The sequence below is a fragment of the Lysinibacillus sp. FSL P2-0066 genome, from assembly GCF_037969495.1.
Lineage (GTDB): Bacteria > Bacillota > Bacilli > Bacillales_A > Planococcaceae > Lysinibacillus > Lysinibacillus boronitolerans.
In genome coordinates, this window is sequence record NZ_CP150202.1 from 268,238 (window position 1) to 284,976 (window position 16,739).

Here is a 16,739-nt window from a genome sequence, read left to right on the forward strand (position 1 = left end):
ACCGCTATCAATTTTTTGATAGCGGTTTATTTATAGTTAGTGAAAAATTAACATTCCTCAATAGTAGAAGTAAATTGATTTTTTTAAGATAAAGAAGAGTGTTTTTCTTTATAAGGATAAATGTATGGAACTTCTTTATCGAGGATTCATAAAGGAAGGGGGCTATTTGAAGCTGAAAATTTACAAAAGGAGAGAGGATGAATGAAGAAAAACATTACCATTATGCTTATTGTATTACTGCTCTTTTTCCAATGGGGACAATCCCTGACCTATGCGAATGAACAAAATGACATAGAAGAAAAGGCTAAAGAAGCAGGTGGAAATGAAGTAGATAATAAGATTGAGGTTGATGATCATGAGCAAATAGATAATGATCGTAATTTAACCAATTTCAATACAAGCGAATTTGAGATACAACCAAATAGCACTGGTGTAACGATTGCTAAATATTTAGGTGCGGGGGGATCTGTTGTTATTCCTGAAACTATTGAAGGAAAACCCGTAACAATAATAGGAAATCTTGCGTTTTATGAATCTAACCTAACAGAAATAGTGATTCCTGAAAGTGTAATAACGATAGGTGATTGGGCTTTTGCCAAAACTCAACTAAGCACGATTGTGATTCCCGATAGTGTGGCGGATATAGGACGTTGGACATTCCAAAATAGTAAATTAACAAGCGTAACCATTTCAAAAAACCTAACTACCATAGGAGATCAAGCATTTTATGGTAATCAATTAGTACATGTGGACATCCCTGATGGTGTTACGGATATAGGTTATCAGGCTTTCTTTGGAAATCGATTAACAACTGTAAATATTCCTGATAGTGTAACAAAAATAGGAACCCAAGCATTTACAAACAATCGGATAACGAATCTTAAGATTCCAAATAGTGTAACAAGCATAGGAGATGAGGCTTTTGGCTATAATCAGTTAATTAATGTCGAACTTCCAAACAGTATAACAAGTATAGGAAATTATGTATTTGATAGTAATAGGTTAACAACTGTAAATATTCCAAATAGTGTTACCAGTATAGGGAAAGGGGCATTCCAAGCTAATTACTTAACGAATGTAGAACTTCCAACTAGTCTTCTTAGTATAGGGAATCTAGCGTTTTTTGGTAATAAGTTAAAAAGTATAGTCGTTCCTAATAATGTTATAAGTATAGGTGATTGGGGATTTGGTCAAAATCAACTAACATCTATACAACTTCCTAATAGTCTTCTTAGGATAGGAAATCTGGCATTTTATGATAATCAATTATCGACTGTATCGTTCCCAAACAGTTTAACGAGCATTGGGGATAGGGCATTTGAATATAATCGGTTACAATGGGTTCAATTTAATAGCCCATTAATGTTGGGAGTAAATGCATTTAACAGCCAAGGTAGTACTTTTGACGGTTGGTACCAAGATTTATCATGGGTAACAAAATGGGATGGAAATGTAACACAACCCTTGAGAATTTATGCCAAGGGAAATGTCCAACAGTACACAGTTACATTTGAAACAAATAGTGATAGTACTACCATAGAAGAACAGAAAGTATTGTCTGGGGAAAAGGTGGTAGAACCCGATGTTCCAGTGAAAGCAGGTTTTACATTTGGTGGTTGGTATAAGGATGAGGAATTGAATAAACCCTGGAATTTTAATACAGATGTGATAACAGAAAATAAAATCTTGTATGCAAAATGGTTAAAGAATTTGCATACTGTCACATTTCATTTTGATACCTACATTACAACTGTCGAAGTACCGGATGGAGCGCTACTCAACAAACCGAGTATTCCAATAAAAGAAGGACATAAATTTTTTGGTTGGTTTAACAAAGAGCGCACGGCAGAATGGGATTTTGAAAGATCTAGGGTAACATTTGATATAGATTTATATGCTGTGTGGTTGAAAAATGTATACGGTGTCAGATTTGAAGCAGGAAATAGTACTCCCCCTATAATAATTGTCGCAGAATATGGTGATAAGTTGGAAGAGCCAGAACCGCCTATCTTAGCAGGACAAATATTTGCTGGCTGGTATAAAAACCCTGCTTTAACTAAACTATGGAACTTTGCAACGGATGTGGTCACAGAGCACACAACTTTATATGCAAAATGGGATATAGTGCAACAACAGTATGTGGTTCAATTTGAGTCAAATGGTGGAAGTATGGTCCCAAGCCAAACTATTAATTCTTATATGACGGCTACTAAACCAGAAAACCCAATAAAAGAAGGATATACATTTGCAGGCTGGTATAAGGATAAAAAATTCACAACCCTATGGGAATTTGAGATAGATAAAGTGACAGAAAATATAACCTTATATGCGAAATGGGATTTAGTACAGCAATATGAGCTTAAATTTGAGTCAAATGGTGGAAGTTCAGTTCCAAGTCAAACTTTTACTTCTCCTATGAAGGCTACTAAACCAATTAATCCTACAAAAACAGGGCATCTATTTGTAGATTGGTATAAAGATGCAGAACTCAATAGTTTATGGAATTTTGAGACAGATAGGGTGACGGAGGATACAACCTTATATGCCAAATGGGAAAAGGTAGCCGTACAATATACGCTGGATTTTGAAACAAATGGGGGAAGTGCAGTAGCCTCACAGAAGGTAACTGAAGACACCTTCGCAATAAAGCCAGCAGACCCAACAAAAGCTGGATATGAGTTTGCAGGTTGGTATACAGATGCTGTATTCAGTACACCATGGAATTTTACAACGGATAAGGTAACCGAAAATACAATCTTGTATGCCAAATGGGAAAAGGTAGCCGTACAATATACGCTGGATTTCGAAACAAATGGAGGTAGCGCAGTAGTATCACAGAAGGTAACTGAAGACAACTTCGCAATAAAGCCAGCAGACCCAACAAAAGCTGGATATGAGTTTGCAGGTTGGTATACAGATGCTGTATTCAGTACACCATGGAATTTTACAACGGATAAGGTAACCGAAAATACAATCTTGTATGCCAAATGGGAAAAGGTAGCCGTACAATATACGCTGGATTTCGAAACAAATGGAGGTAGCGCAGTAGCCTCACAGAAGGTAACTGAAGACACCTTCGCAATAAAGCCAGCAGACCCAACAAAAGCTGGATATGAGTTTGCAGGTTGGTATACAGATGCTGTATTCAGTACACCATGGAATTTTACAACGGATAAGGTAACCGAAAATACAATCTTGTATGCCAAATGGGAAAAGGTAGCCGTACAATATACGCTGGATTTTGAAACAAATGGGGGAAGTGCAGTAGCCTCACAGAAGGTAACTGAAGACACCTTCGCAATAAAGCCAGCAGACCCAACAAAAGCTGGATATGAGTTTGTAGGTTGGTATACAGATGCTGTATTCAGTACACCATGGAATTTTACAACGGATAAGGTAACCGAAAATACAATCTTGTATGCCAAATGGGAAAAGGTAGCCGTACAATATACGCTGGATTTCGAAACAAATGGAGGTAGCGCAGTAGTATCACAGAAGGTAACTAAAGATACCTTAGCAATAAAGCCAGCAAACCCAACAAAGGTAGGCTATGAATTTGCAGATTGGTATATGGATCCCGCATTCAGTAAACCATGGAATTTTACAACGGATAAGGTAACTAAAAATACAATCTTGTATGCCAAATGGGAAAAGGTAGTCGCACAGTATACGGTGAATTTTGAAACGAATGGAGGTAGCACAGTAACATCACAGAAGGTAACTAATGATACCTTGGCAACAAGGCCAGTAGATCCAACAAAGGCAGGTTATATATTTACAGGCTGGTATAAGGATATTGCACTGACAATACCATGGGATTTTTCTAAGGATGTAGTGAAGTCCAATATCACCTTATATGCCCATTGGGTAACAGACGGTTCATCGGGTGGTGGAGGAAGTATATCTCCGAATCCATCACCAATACCAGAGCCAAACATACCTGAAAAACAAGAGCCTAAACCTGAAGAACCAATTGATCCGCAACCAACAGAGCCAACACCCCAACAAGAGCCAGATATCATCTTTTCAGATATTTCTCAAGGACATTGGGGCTGGGCGATGATTCAGGAGATGGCAAAGCAGGGCATTATTACAGGCTATCAAGATGGCACCTTCAAGCCAAATGCACCAATTCAGCGCCAGCATGCTGCCCTGATATTGACAAGAGCATTAGAGCTAGAACCGAAAAAAGATGCGCGAGAATTTAACGATATACCTAAAAGCCATCTCTATTTTGAGGTAATCGATCAGGTGCAACAAGCAGGTCTGTTTGAAGGCATAGATGGGAACTTCCAGCCAACTACGAATATGACACGCGCTCAAATGGCAAAAGTATTAGTTCTTGCCTTTAATTTAACTTCATCGAATAAAGATACTTTCAAGGATGTGCCAAAAACTCACTGGGCACACAACTTTATCGCTATACTCGCAGGAAATGGGATCACAATTGGAGATAATGGCAACTTTAGACCAAATGATCCTGTAACACGTGCGGAGTTTGTAGCATTTTTGTATAGAGCATTGCATCAATAATAAAAAACTCACCAATGGCTATCCATAAAGCTTTTGGTGAGTTTTTTTTGTTCAAATTATTAACATTACTCAATAGTGCGTAAGGATGTAAATTATTATGCTAATAGAAAAGGAAGTGTTTCTATTGAAAATCGTTCGTCTTACCTTCTTCATACTATTCTTAAGTTTAGCTTTTGTATCGATTAAACTTTCAATTAAAACAGATGAAAGGAATTATGATTGGCGTAATAACTCTGATGGTACAGTGACAATTATTCATTACAATGGTCCACATCTGGAGTTTCCCTTTCCAAGCCGTTTAAATGGCAAAAAAGTTGCTAAGGTAAGCTCAGGAATTTTTGAGAAAAGAGATATTTACAGCTTTTTACCGAAAGTTTATTAGTTAAAGAAATAATCAGTGTCAAAAAAAGAAATGTAGTGTCTTTCTCATCATTTTCTAATTAGACTTTCACCACTTGTATCGTATACGATGAAAAGAAAAGGCGAAGGACGGATTCGACATGACACATCGAATTTTAATTATAGAAGATGAAGAAAATATTGCGAGAGTACTACAACTGGAGCTTCAATTTGAAGGATATGAGGCAACAATGGCTCATACAGGAGCAGAAGGCTTACTACAATACCGTGAGCAGCAATGGGATTTAATTTTACTTGATATCATGCTACCTGAGATGAGCGGTATTGATGTGCTAAAGCGTATTCGTGCAACAGAATCCCAAACGCCTGTTATCATGCTAACTGCCAAAAGTGAGGTAGAGGATAAGGTAAAGGGCTTGGATTTAGGAGCCAATGATTATGTGACAAAGCCTTTTGAAATTGAGGAGCTGCTGGCACGTATACGCAACGCTTTACGATTTTCGCAGAAGGTCAGCCCAAAGCAAGTTGCTCTTACATTTGGCCATTTATCGATAAACGAGCAAACAAGGGAAGTTGTATATTTCGATAAGGAACTTCAGCTGACACCTCGTGAATACGATTTGTTGTTCTATTTACTGAAGCATCCTAAACAAGTACTGACAAGGGAGCAAATATTAGAGGCTGTGTGGGGCTATGATTATTATGGGGATACAAATGTTGTGGATGTTTATATACGTTATGTACGACAAAAGCTTGAAGCTGCTAATCCAACACCTCTTATCCAAACAGTTCGAGGTGTGGGGTATGTGCTAAAGGAACATAGTTATGAGACTTAAAACAAAAATTCATCTACTAACAACATTGCTTATGCTAGTTATAGTAGTGGCAACAAATAGTGGAATTTATTTGTTGTATGAGAAATTTGCCAATGATACGGAATATAATCAGCTCCAGTCACGGGCAAATGAGTTAAGCTCCACACTGAGTCAGTTAAATACACAAACCAACCTACAGCAAGTTTTAAGAGCATATATGCCAACAGATGGTGCTGTTTATATTTATGATGGTGAACGTTTGAAAACGAAGGTTCAGGCTACACTTGAAATGCACAAGGCGCCTTCCATTACCTACACAATGCCTGCTATTTGGATAGACGGAACGGTAGTGGACATTACATTACAGCAATCTATGGAAGAAGTAGAGCGGACTTTAGACTTGTTAAAGGTCATCTTAGTTGTTGTATCTTTCGTGGCAACGATTCCAATTTTCCTAGCGAGCTTGGTACTTGGGCGACTTATTTTATTACCGCTAGAACGTTTAAATGAGACCATGCGCAAAAGTGCATCTACTGGGAAATATGAAAAAATAGATACCACAGAAAAAGGTGGGGACGAGTTAACAAACATTAACCGCACTTTTAATATGATGATGGAGAAGCTTGAACAGCATTATCAAAAGCAACAAGAATTTGTATCAAATGCCTCCCATGAGTTAAAAACGCCTATAACTGTTATTGAAAGTTATGCAAAACTACTCCTAAGAAGAGGTTTTGATAATCGGGAGGTTGCTCAGGAATCCTTACAAGCCATTGCCAATGAATCATCTCGTATGCATGAAATGGTGTTGCAATTGCTAGAACTAGCTAAAAACAAAGAGCAATTGGACGTTCATTTCGAACAACTAGAGCTTGTCCCATTCTTAAACAAAGTAGCTTCACAAATGGAACAGGCTTATCATCGAACATTTAGAATTGATGCGCAGATTCCAAAATTTATTTATAGTGATGAAAAAATATTGAAGCAGCTCCTCTTTATTTTGCTTGATAATGCTAGGAAGTATAGTGAGGATGAAGTCCATATTCTAGCCACAGAAACAACTAATCAAGTACGTATTACCATCCAAGATTTTGGTATGGGTATTCCTGCAGAGCATATTCCTCATTTGTTTGAGCGTTTTTATCGTGTAACAGAGGATCGTAATCGTAAAACAGGTGGTTCAGGCCTTGGGCTAGCAATAGCACATGAGCTGGCACAACAATTAGGTATAACGATAGATGTGAAAAGTAAGCTAGGGGAAGGCTCAAGTTTTACTTTATGTATTCCAAAGGAGGGGCAGCAATGAAAAAGTGGATGTTGATAATTGTTGTTATTATCCTTCTTTGTAGTGGAGTAATTTGGTTTGTTCAAAATCGTTATTTTTACGTTCAACCTCTTAGTGAAGAGGAGGCTATTCGCTATATTGAGACTATCTATAATGGTCATGTTACACATGTGGAAAAACAAGGAGATGCCTTTGAAATGCTTTTTACGCGAGAGGATGTTAAGTATGCAGCTATACTGGATGTTACGACACAACAGGTGACTGATCTAATCATGAAAGAAGGACAAAGTAAATTACTGTTAACTGAAAAGCAGATTAGACAAATGGTTAAAAAGGAATATGGAGATGTAGAAAGCGTTATGCTTATAGACTCCATTTACACTGTCCGTGTTGAAAATGAGAAGATTCAGAAGGATTTAACACTTGATGGTTATACTGGCGAACTACTGGCAGAGAAAAAGGTTGAACCGCAAGAACAACCTATCGAAGAGCCTATTATTACTGAGCAACAGGCCATTCAAATAGCTCTCAAGCAATTAAAGGGTGAAGTGGATTCAGTTGATTTTGAAGAAACCTCAGAGGGTGGTTACTATTTAGTCGAGATTGAAACGCAGGAGGACGAAGCTACATTTCAAATTCATGCTGTTTCAGGAAAAGTACTGTCTGTGACATGGGATGACGATCATTAAATCATTCTCATGAAATTCTAATGTTCCTCTTATAGTTCTATCATCTTCACTTGGTAAGCTAAGTTTAGATAAAACAAAGGAGAGATGAACATGAAAAACATGAAAAAAATGATAATGATTCCAGCACTAGTAATTACTCTTGGAGTGGGAGCAGCGATTGGCTCGACGACTTTATTATCAGGAAATGCCCAAGAAAAAAAGGTCTTATCCATGCAGGAAATTGAGAAGAAAGCGCTCGCGGTAGTGGATGGAACAGTTGCAAAGATCGAATTTGATCAAAATCAGTTTAGCTCTATTTATGAAGTAGAGGTGCATACAGTTACAGAAGAATATGATTTGAAATTTGATGCTTATAGTGGAAAATTACTCAAGCAGAAAAAGGAACCTCTTGATGGAGATGATTGGGATGATCATATTCCTGCTACAACAAAAATAATTACAAAAGAGCAGGCTATCAAGACAGCCCAAACAAAAGCAAACGGTAAAGTGACAAAAATTAAGCTCGATGATGGTGTATATGAAATTGAATTGAAAGACGGTCAAAATGAATACGAAGTAGACGTGGATGCAGTCTCTGGGAGCATAATAGACTTTGAACAAGGCTACGATGACTAATTTAATGAGCTGTCTTAAAGGTAGAAACATCCCTTTAAGGCAGTTTTTATTGTTTGTATTGTGGGTATATACTAGGTATTCAGGAAATTTTATTTAAGAGGCAGTTATTTAAATGTTCAAAAAAGCCTATGCTTATACTCAAAAAAAAGAAAAATTTTCTTCTTTACTTTTTCAATTAGCAGGCGTAATATGACATCATTATAAAAGTTTCAAATTTCTAAATCGCTGAAGCAACTAGACGCGGGGGAACCAATTTTGACGGATGGCATAGCCATTCTTGGGGTGAATCTCTTCCTTTTGGAGGAGTAGGGCAACTCAGGCCCGAATCCGACAGCTAACCTCGTAAGCGTTAAGAGCAGAAAAGTGGAGCTTGGCAGACGGATGAGCGTCTACAAGTCTTATTTAGTGATGACTTGTAGACGTTTTTTGATGTTATTTAGAAAGGCGAAACACATTCTATGAAACCAGAAGGTGTTTATCAATGAAATCCTCATTCAAACGTTATGTAATCGGCAAACCATTAAGATCCGATGCGTTAGGGGAACAAAAGCTAAGTAAAACAAAGGCATTGGCCATATTATCGTCCGATGCGTTGTCGTCAGTAGCCTATGGACCAGAACAAATTTTAATTGTCCTGATGACGGTAGGTACAATGGCGTTTTGGTATTCTTTACCTATTGCCGCTGGAGTGGTTATTCTACTCGTGGCACTGATTTTATCCTATCGTCAAGTTATCTTCGCCTATCCACATGGGGGAGGCGCCTATGTCGTATCTCGAGAAAATTTAGGCGTGAATGCAGGTCTCGTGGCTGGGGGTTCTTTGCTTGTTGATTATATTTTAACGGTAGCAGTAAGTGTGTCAGCTGGGACAGATGCCATTACATCTGCATTTCCAAGTCTTCACCCTTACAATGTACCCATTGCTATTATATTTGTGATTTTCTTAACGATTTTAAACCTGCGAGGTGTAACAGAGTCGGCATCTATCTTGGCGTATCCAGTTTATCTATTTGTAGGCGTTATGCTATTGCTAATCGGGGTTGGGCTCTATAATGTAGCAACTGGACAGGTGCCTGCAGAATTGCATCCAAAGATTGGTACACCAGTGGCAGGGATTAGCCTATTTATTTTATTAAAGGCATTTGCATCAGGAAGCTCAGCGTTAACAGGGGTAGAGGCTATTTCTAACGCCATACCTAATTTTAGAAATCCTGCTCCTAATAATGCTGCTAAAACGCTTTTAGCAATGGGCGGCATTTTAGCCGTTTTATTCATCGGGATTGTTAGTCTAGCTTATTTTTATGGGGTTGCACCAACAGCAGAAGCAACAGTTGTTTCCCAACTTGCAGAAGCTAGTGTTGGTCGGAATTTCCTTTATTATATTGTACAGGGGACTACGGCAATGATTTTAGTACTTGCCGCAAACACAGGATACTCAGCATTTCCATTGCTTGCTGTGAATTTATCGAAGGATGGTTTTATTCCGAGAATCTTCCAAATTCGAGGGGACCGACTTGGCTATTCAAATGGCATTTTAATGCTAGGTGTTGCAGCCATTGTTTTAATTATCTTATTTGACGGGGCCACAGAGCATTTAATTCCGCTCTATGCAGTAGGTGTATTTATTCCCTTTACATTAGCGCAAACAGGAATGATGCGAAAATGGTGGCGCGAAAAACCTAAAGGTTGGGTAGCGAGATTTACGATCAATACAATTGGGGCAGCTATCTCTTTCATCGTAGCAATGATGTTTTTTGTGACAAAAATGCCTCAAGTTTGGCCAGTATTTATCTTTTTACCAATCATTATTTTTGTATTCCATCGCATTAAGCACCATTATCAAGCTGTTGGAGAACAGTTAAGATTAAATCATGAGGAACTGGATACTATTGAGGGGAATGTTTTCATTGTGCCAGTAGCTGGTATAACAAAGGTGGTCGAAAACTCCCTACATTATGCTAAATCGCTTAAGGTTGATAAAGTGATCGCCTTTTATGTAGCTTTCGATCAAGCAGAAGCGAAAGCTTTTGAAGAGAAATGGAATTCATGGCAACCTGATGTACGATTAGTTACTTACTATTCACCATATCGAAGCATTACACAGCCATTAATTAAATTTATTGATAAAGTAGAACATCAATGTACAAAGACAGGTCATAAAGTAACGGTTGTTATCCCTCAATTCTTACCGAAAAAAGGGTGGCATCATATGCTACACAACCAATCGAGTCTTCTCATTCGTACATCCCTGTTATTTCACAGAAATGTCGTCATTATGACAGTACCGTTCCATTTATCAAAATAATGCTAGCAAGCTAGAAAATAGTCTGCTATAATCAGTACGTTGATTGAAAACACGAACGTTTACAATTAAAAAGTTCCAGAATACCATTAAATTCCGAAAAATCAAACTTTTTTTGGTGAGAGATAGTAGCCCTTACCGAATAAAGTGATAAATTGGTTATTCTGATAGTTTCATACAATTCCACTCATATAATAGCGAGAATAGGGCTCGCAAGTTTCTACCGATTTACCGTAAATGAATCGACTATGGGTAGCAATGCTTTTAGAGAACTTCAATTTTAATGATGTTTTCTATTCATTTCGACGTTTTTGCGCTGAATGCTTTGCTCCACTCGTAGCAGAATGGAATCAAAGTATTCAGCGTTTTTTTATAATTTTTTACGAAAGAAGGATATGAAAGAAATGAAGTTATTACAAGACAAAATCATGCAAGAGGGTAAAGTATTATCTTCATCCGTATTAAAAGTTGATTCATTTTTAAACCATCAAATTGATCCGATGCTTATGAAGGAAATTGGTCATGAATTCGCAAATCGCTTCTCTGATCAAGTGATTACAAAGATTTTAACAATAGAATCTTCAGGTATCGCTCCTTCTGTCATGTTAGGACTAGAAATCGGTGCACCGGTAGTGTTCGCTCGTAAACGTAAATCATTAACACTTTCAGATAACCTTTACACATCGAAAGTACATTCATTTACAAAAAATGAAACAAATGATATTTCTGTATCACGTAATTTTTTAAGTGAAGACGACAATATTTTAATTGTAGATGATTTCTTAGCAAATGGTGAAGCTGTCAAAGGCTTACTTGATATAGCTGCACAAGCGGGTGCGAATGTTGTGGGAGTTGGAATTGTTATTGAAAAGGGCTTCCAAGATGGCGGAAAATTATTACGTGAGCAAGGTGTTCGCGTTGAGTCATTAGCGATTGTAGATTCTCTTGAAGATGGCAAAGTAACATTTGCTACGGAGGCTCGCGCGTAATGAATACCTTTAAATCGACTGCGCTAGCGATTCAACATTTACTTGCAATGTATGCTGGAGCCATCTTAGTGCCACTGATTATTGGTGGAGCAATTGGCTTCGATTCAACACAAATGACGTATTTAGTAGCGATTGATATTATGATGTGCGGGATCGCTACACTTTTACAAGTTTATTCAGGTAAATTCATTGGTATCGGCTTGCCTGTAGTACTTGGCTGTACATTCACAGCGGTAAGTCCAATTATTGCAATTGGTACAAACCCAGAGCAGGGTATTACGGACATTTATGGTTCTATTATTGCCTCTGGTGTAATTGTAATGATAATTGCGGGCTTCTTCGGAAAGCTTGTAAAATTCTTCCCACCAGTCGTAACAGGGTCAGTTGTTTCAATTATCGGTATTTCCTTATTACCAGTAGCGTTAAACAATATGGCGGGTGGACAAGGTGCTGAGGATTTTGCCTCTGCTTCTAATGTAGCTTTAGCCTTTATTACATTGGTTATCATTTTAGTCGTTTATCGCTTTTCTACAGGCTTTGTTCGTGCTATTTCTATTCTGATTGGATTAGTAGTAGGTACCGTTTTAGGTGCCTTCATGGACAAAGTGGATTTCACGCCAGTAGCAGATGCTAATGTATTTCACATGGTACAACCATTCTACTTTGGCATGCCAACATTTGATGTAACGGCAATTATTACTATGACACTTGTAGCAATGGTATCTTTAGTAGAATCATCTGGTGTCTATTTTGCGCTAAGTGATATTTGTAATAAAAAATTAGATTCAAAAGATTTAGCTCGTGGCTACCGTTCAGAAGGTCTAGCTTCAGTAATCGGTGGTATTTTCAATGCCTTCCCATACACAACCTTCTCACAAAACGTGGGACTTACACGTATGTCAGGCGTCAAAGATCGTAAAGTCATTTACATCACAGGTGGTTTACTAGTAGCACTTGGCTTCCTACCAAAAATCGCAGCATTAACAACGATTATTCCAACGTCTGTACTAGGTGCGGCAATGCTAGCGATGTTCGGTATGGTGATTACACAAGGTATGGGTATGCTTGTACCAGTTATGAACGAGTCAGCAGAAAATGCGATGATTGCTGCCATTGCAGTGAGTTTAGGCGTCGGTGTATCAGTCGTTCCTGGCATTTTTGATGCACTACCAGAAAAAGTGTCAATTTTAACATCTAACGGAATCGTCTGTGGTTCAGTCACAGCGATTATTCTTAATATTTTGTTCAACATGATTGGGCCGAAGCATAAAAAAGACCCGATGCATGGAGAAGTGTAAAAAGATAATTAAATAACATTCATCTAAATATCCTACATATTTTGATGAAAAGAATAGTGTCACCTACTTTTATCTATTGATTTAGATTTCAGGAGGTGCCACTTTTTTGTCGTTATGGATTGTATGTTTTTAACTATTGATAGAGGTTTTAGTTAAAATTTGTTCCTTAAAATAACTCTAGGCAGTCATATGGAATGTTTAACATTAGATTAAAAGGGAATTTAAAATAGAGTTGTTGAAATCGCATGTAACTCTCTCTTTCAACATATACTTATATAAAACTACTCTCAGAAAGGTCTAGCACAAATGCAAAGTATCGTTTTAATTTTAATCCTACAATTAGTATATGTACCTTTTTTAACATTACGAACAATATTTTTAGTAAAGAATATCACGTTCCTTGCTGCGATATTTGGGATGCTGGAGATGTTAGTATATGTATTTGGCCTTTCACTTGTTTTCAGCGGGAAGCAAAGTATGTTATCTATGGTTGTCTATGCTGTTGGGTTTGGCTTGGGTATATTTTTAGGAGCAAAAATAGAACGAAAGCTAGCGATAGGCTATGTTTATACAACCATTAATACGCAAAATAAGAATGAGGAGCTTGTGAAATTTCTTCGTAACGAAGGGTTTGCGGTCACGATTTATATCGGAGAAGGGCGAGATAGTAACCGCTATAAATATGAGATCTTAACGAAGAGGAATCGTGAAGGAGAGCTCTTTCAAATAGTAGAGCAATTTGAGCCGAATGCGTTTATTATCTCGTATGAGCCTAAATCATTCAAGGGCGGCTTTTTACTTGCTCGTATGAAGGCTAAGCAGAAATAATATTCAATATGAGAGGACCCTCGCTAAAAGCGAAGGTCCCTTTTTTACATATTACATAAATTTTGTTTCAACCCAGTTTTTGAATAAGGCATAATCTGTATAGACGGTTTCTTTGTAGCTCATTGCTTGTAAAATTGTATGTTCTATAAATACATTCTGTTCTTTACCGATTGCTTTTAAAATCTCCTCCTCGCTGTGATAGGTAAAAACATGAGAATAATCGATGTCAGCTCGTGCATGTATTTTAGCGGCAATTTTCCCCATAAGTGATGTTGTTGTAAAGTAATCCTCTACATCCTTATAGTTTTTAGGCTTAATCTTCTTTTTATAAGGAGAACGTTCTCGAATATAAAATTCCTGACCATTCATTGTAATAAAGGCTAAATGTGGGTCCTCTAAATGGTGCATGGCCTTTTGAGTTCCAACTACTCGTGCTCCCTGGTGCTCATAATGAGCCCAAAATAGATCCTGATAGGGAAGAAAGTAGGCAGGAATGGCTGTGCGTACTTCTTTCATTTCTAACACTAAATTTTCAACCCCTGATGCACCCTTTTCATCTTCCACTAAAATATAGTAACGTTTTAAACCGATTGAAGCTGTTCCAGAGCCATACTTATAAGCTATGTCCCTAATTTTATAAGTGGAAAGTGCGTTTGAAATGGAATTGTATTCTTCAGCAGTGACGGGTTGAATTTCTTCATTCCATAAGAAAGATCGTTCTCCATCTTCATTCAGATACGTAATATCCTGTAAAAAGAAAGATCTTGGGCGTTTCTCAAGCTTTTTTAATAACCTCTTTGCAGGTCCCTTTGTATTATCTTTTGTGAATATGAGTGTTAGAGGATCATCCTGTTTACGCTCAAATCGTTTTAGCTGAACGATATAACTGTTAAGGAAATGTTGAATAGCTGTTTCTTGAGTTGTTTTATGTAAGCCCTGCTCCTCTAAATAAAGTGCAATACTAACACTCATTCGAACAATAACGTATAAATAAGAGCCTACATAGCCCTCATCGAAATCATTGACATCAAAAACAATGGAGCCAGCTTCATTTTGAAAAGCACCGAAGTTATCCATATGCATGTCACCTTGAATCCAAGTTGGTTTTCTATCAGGAGTATGGAAGATTGAGGCGGATTTTGTCATATCAAAATAAAAGAGATAGGCACTTCCACGGAAAAAGCGAAATGGGCTTTCAAGCATTTTACGGTATTTCTCCAAGCGCTGTCCCTCTGTTAAACGCATTCGTTGAACATCGAACTCATCAAAGATTGTTTTTAATTGTTCTTGTCTTAAAAAAGTTCTAGTATGTTTAACTTGCTCCAATAAAGCATGCTCCATATCATAATCCCCTTTGTTAATTTAAAATTTATCTGTATATACGGAAATAAATTGAATAAGTTTCTAAGAAATTTAGCAAATGTACTCGATAAAAATGGCTAATCATCTAAGGTTATTTCATAACATGTTCAATAGCCTATTTTCATACTATAAGACATGCATAGACACGGAGGGGGGTTGTATGTATTTCTTTACAAAAAGTCTTGTCATTCTAATAGGAAGTATTTCATTGTCGTTAGGAATAAACTTATTTTTAACGCCTTATGAAATTTTAGATGGGGGAGTAGTGGGGTTAGCGCTAATATTACATTATTTATATAAGCTCCAAATTGGTTTAATGATTATTATCATTAGTATTCCAATTTTTATTATTGCGTGGTTTAAATATAAAACCTATTTTTACAATAGTATACATGGATTAATAACATCTTCCTTCATTATCGATTTTTTAAAGCCTGTCCGCAATCTTGTGCAAATTGATGCGCTTTATAGTGCCATTCTTGGAGGAATACTTGTAGGCTTTGGTATTGGTCTAATGCTGCGATTTCAGACAAGCACAGGGGGGACTGACTTAATAGCACAATTTATCTGTGATAAAACGGGTATCAATGTTGGGATATTAATATTTTTTATTGATTCCATCGTGATTGTTATAGGCGGCTTCCTCCTATCCACCTCAACCTTGCTATTATCTATAATTACAGTGCTAGTTGTGGGGATTACGACAAGCATTATTACTAGTCGAGTTTGATAAACATAAAAAAAGTTCCAGTATAAACTGAAACTATTTGGGGGTCTGATTATCAAGTGCTTTCATTAGCTTCTTTTTTGGATGTGCAGGTTTCACTTCGGCAATTAGTATAGCTAGTAAAATAAGTACGGCACCAACGACCATACGGCTTGTTAGCATTTCATGCAAGAAGATAACGGATAAAACCATGCCGAAAAAAGATTCAGTTGATAGTATAATCGCAGCCTTTGTGGCAGTTGTATATTGATTGGCCACATTCTGGAAAAGATAAGCTATTGTCGTAGAAAAAATCCCTAAATAAACAAGAGAGTAAATTGCCTCTTTTTCAAGCGACGTAGGAATTTCACCTTGACTAATGATAACTAGAACACCTATAAAGGATGCTGTAAGAAACTGAATAATGGTTAGCGCAATGGCATCTTCCTTTTGAACAAAAAGGTTTGTACAAAAGATATCAAAGGCAAAAGCAACGGCACAAGCTAATGATAGGGCATCACCTATATTCATTGTCAATGAGCCTTGTAATGATAGAAAGCCAATGCCCACAATCGCCATGATCGAACCAATGATTTCGTAGCCATCGATACGACGTTTATAAACGGCATACGCTATTAAAGGGACAATGATGACATTTACTGCGGTTAAAAAGGCGTTTTTAGATGGTGTTGTATATTGCAGTCCGACAGTTTGAAGGGCAAACGCTATATACAAAATCGTACCTAATAAAGCTCCCTTCCATATTACTGATTTCGAGGCCTTTTTTAATCGGGAGCCAAATAAAACAGTTAATATGATTGAAGCTAATAAAAATCTGCCAGCCATTACTTGATAAGCTGTTAAATATTCTAGAGCAATGGCCGTTACAACAAATCCACTACCCCACACGATTGCAGTAACTAATAGCATCCCATCAGCTATGTAAGTTTTCATGTT

Annotated in this window: 13 protein-coding genes and 2 riboswitches; of the genes, 11 read left to right on the top strand and 2 right to left on the bottom strand. The window is 37.3% G+C overall.

The window, feature by feature from the left end; translation table 11 throughout:
• Nucleotides 1–201 precede the first annotated feature (201 nt).
• The 10 genes from MKZ14_RS01345 (at nucleotide 202) to MKZ14_RS01390 (ending at nucleotide 13,714) form a co-directional block, all read left to right on the top strand.
• Complete coding sequence (locus MKZ14_RS01345; protein ID WP_339280586.1) at nucleotides 202–4,533, top strand: InlB B-repeat-containing protein; 4,332 nt, start codon at nucleotides 202–204, stop codon at nucleotides 4,531–4,533.
• Nucleotides 4,534–4,657: 124 nt separating this feature from the next.
• Nucleotides 4,658–4,915: a hypothetical protein gene (locus MKZ14_RS01350; protein ID WP_128568303.1), complete on the top strand. Its 258-nt coding sequence runs from the start codon at nucleotides 4,658–4,660 to the stop codon at nucleotides 4,913–4,915.
• Nucleotides 4,916–5,033: 118 nt separating this feature from the next.
• Nucleotides 5,034–5,729: a response regulator transcription factor gene (locus tag MKZ14_RS01355; RefSeq protein ID WP_333006365.1), complete on the top strand. Its 696-nt coding sequence runs from the start codon at nucleotides 5,034–5,036 to the stop codon at nucleotides 5,727–5,729.
• On the top strand, nucleotides 5,719–7,014 hold the full coding sequence (locus MKZ14_RS01360; RefSeq protein WP_333006364.1) for a HAMP domain-containing sensor histidine kinase: 1,296 nt from the start codon (nucleotides 5,719–5,721) through the stop codon (nucleotides 7,012–7,014). Before MKZ14_RS01355 ends, MKZ14_RS01360 begins: the two co-directional genes overlap by 11 nt.
• Nucleotides 7,011–7,682 (top strand): PepSY domain-containing protein, encoded by a 672-nt coding sequence (locus MKZ14_RS01365; RefSeq protein ID WP_016993549.1) that lies wholly within the window; start codon nucleotides 7,011–7,013, stop codon nucleotides 7,680–7,682. The genes MKZ14_RS01360 and MKZ14_RS01365 overlap by 4 nt, the downstream gene beginning before the upstream one ends.
• A 90-nt stretch (nucleotides 7,683–7,772) precedes the next feature.
• Nucleotides 7,773–8,297: a PepSY domain-containing protein gene (locus tag MKZ14_RS01370; protein ID WP_333006363.1), complete on the top strand. Its 525-nt coding sequence runs from the start codon at nucleotides 7,773–7,775 to the stop codon at nucleotides 8,295–8,297.
• A gap of 213 nt (nucleotides 8,298–8,510) precedes the next feature.
• A riboswitch (cyclic di-AMP (ydaO/yuaA leader) is annotated at nucleotides 8,511–8,660 on the top strand.
• Between the two features lie 118 nt (nucleotides 8,661–8,778).
• Nucleotides 8,779–10,602, top strand: coding sequence for an APC family permease (locus tag MKZ14_RS01375; protein WP_333006362.1), 1,824 nt, complete (start codon nucleotides 8,779–8,781; stop codon nucleotides 10,600–10,602).
• A gap of 164 nt (nucleotides 10,603–10,766) precedes the next feature.
• Nucleotides 10,767–10,868: riboswitch (purine riboswitch) on the top strand.
• Between the two features lie 135 nt (nucleotides 10,869–11,003).
• Nucleotides 11,004–11,588, top strand: coding sequence for a xanthine phosphoribosyltransferase (locus tag MKZ14_RS01380; protein ID WP_026023439.1), 585 nt, complete (start codon nucleotides 11,004–11,006; stop codon nucleotides 11,586–11,588).
• The gene (locus MKZ14_RS01385; protein ID WP_004227687.1) at nucleotides 11,588–12,886 is read left to right on the top strand and encodes a nucleobase:cation symporter-2 family protein; all 1,299 of its coding nucleotides are present in this window, start codon (nucleotides 11,588–11,590) and stop codon (nucleotides 12,884–12,886) included. The genes MKZ14_RS01380 and MKZ14_RS01385 overlap by 1 nt, the downstream gene beginning before the upstream one ends.
• 306 nt (nucleotides 12,887–13,192) lie before the next feature.
• Nucleotides 13,193–13,714, top strand: a complete 522-nt coding sequence (locus MKZ14_RS01390; protein ID WP_004227692.1) for a DUF2179 domain-containing protein — start codon at nucleotides 13,193–13,195, stop codon at nucleotides 13,712–13,714.
• A 51-nt stretch (nucleotides 13,715–13,765) separates the two neighbouring features.
• Here the strand turns inward: MKZ14_RS01390 and MKZ14_RS01395 are convergent, their stop codons facing one another.
• The gene (locus tag MKZ14_RS01395; protein ID WP_333006361.1) at nucleotides 13,766–15,055 is read right to left on the bottom strand and encodes a DUF2252 family protein; all 1,290 of its coding nucleotides are present in this window, start codon (nucleotides 15,053–15,055) and stop codon (nucleotides 13,766–13,768) included.
• A gap of 181 nt (nucleotides 15,056–15,236) precedes the next feature.
• Here MKZ14_RS01395 and MKZ14_RS01400 point away from each other — a divergent pair, with 181 nt between their 5' ends.
• Entirely contained in the window at nucleotides 15,237–15,806 is a 570-nt protein-coding gene (locus MKZ14_RS01400) for a YitT family protein (RefSeq protein WP_016991751.1), read from the top strand.
• A gap of 33 nt (nucleotides 15,807–15,839) precedes the next feature.
• Here the strand turns inward: MKZ14_RS01400 and MKZ14_RS01405 are convergent, their stop codons facing one another.
• Nucleotides 15,840–16,736 carry a DMT family transporter gene (locus MKZ14_RS01405; RefSeq protein ID WP_016991752.1) on the bottom strand — a complete coding sequence of 299 codons (897 nt, stop codon included), beginning with the start codon at nucleotides 16,734–16,736 and terminating at the stop codon, nucleotides 15,840–15,842.
• Nucleotides 16,737–16,739 lie beyond the last annotated feature (3 nt).

What these genes read in the sequence shown, in the direction of transcription:
- MKZ14_RS01395 (WP_333006361.1), bottom strand. Translation starts at nt 15,055, where the DNA reads ATGGAGCATGCTTTATTGGAGCAAGTTAAACATACTAGAACTTTTTTA.
- MKZ14_RS01400 (WP_016991751.1), top strand. Translation starts at nt 15,237, where the DNA reads ATGTATTTCTTTACAAAAAGTCTTGTCATTCTAATAGGAAGTATTTCA.
- MKZ14_RS01375 (WP_333006362.1), top strand. Translation starts at nt 8,779, where the DNA reads ATGAAATCCTCATTCAAACGTTATGTAATCGGCAAACCATTAAGATCC.
- MKZ14_RS01355 (WP_333006365.1), top strand. Translation starts at nt 5,034, where the DNA reads ATGACACATCGAATTTTAATTATAGAAGATGAAGAAAATATTGCGAGA.
- MKZ14_RS01405 (WP_016991752.1), bottom strand. Translation starts at nt 16,736, where the DNA reads ATGAAAACTTACATAGCTGATGGGATGCTATTAGTTACTGCAATCGTG.
- MKZ14_RS01380 (WP_026023439.1), top strand. Translation starts at nt 11,004, where the DNA reads ATGAAGTTATTACAAGACAAAATCATGCAAGAGGGTAAAGTATTATCT.
- MKZ14_RS01390 (WP_004227692.1), top strand. Translation starts at nt 13,193, where the DNA reads ATGCAAAGTATCGTTTTAATTTTAATCCTACAATTAGTATATGTACCT.
- MKZ14_RS01370 (WP_333006363.1), top strand. Translation starts at nt 7,773, where the DNA reads ATGAAAAACATGAAAAAAATGATAATGATTCCAGCACTAGTAATTACT.
- MKZ14_RS01365 (WP_016993549.1), top strand. Translation starts at nt 7,011, where the DNA reads ATGAAAAAGTGGATGTTGATAATTGTTGTTATTATCCTTCTTTGTAGT.
- MKZ14_RS01360 (WP_333006364.1), top strand. Translation starts at nt 5,719, where the DNA reads ATGAGACTTAAAACAAAAATTCATCTACTAACAACATTGCTTATGCTA.
- MKZ14_RS01385 (WP_004227687.1), top strand. Translation starts at nt 11,588, where the DNA reads ATGAATACCTTTAAATCGACTGCGCTAGCGATTCAACATTTACTTGCA.
- MKZ14_RS01345 (WP_339280586.1), top strand. Translation starts at nt 202, where the DNA reads ATGAAGAAAAACATTACCATTATGCTTATTGTATTACTGCTCTTTTTC.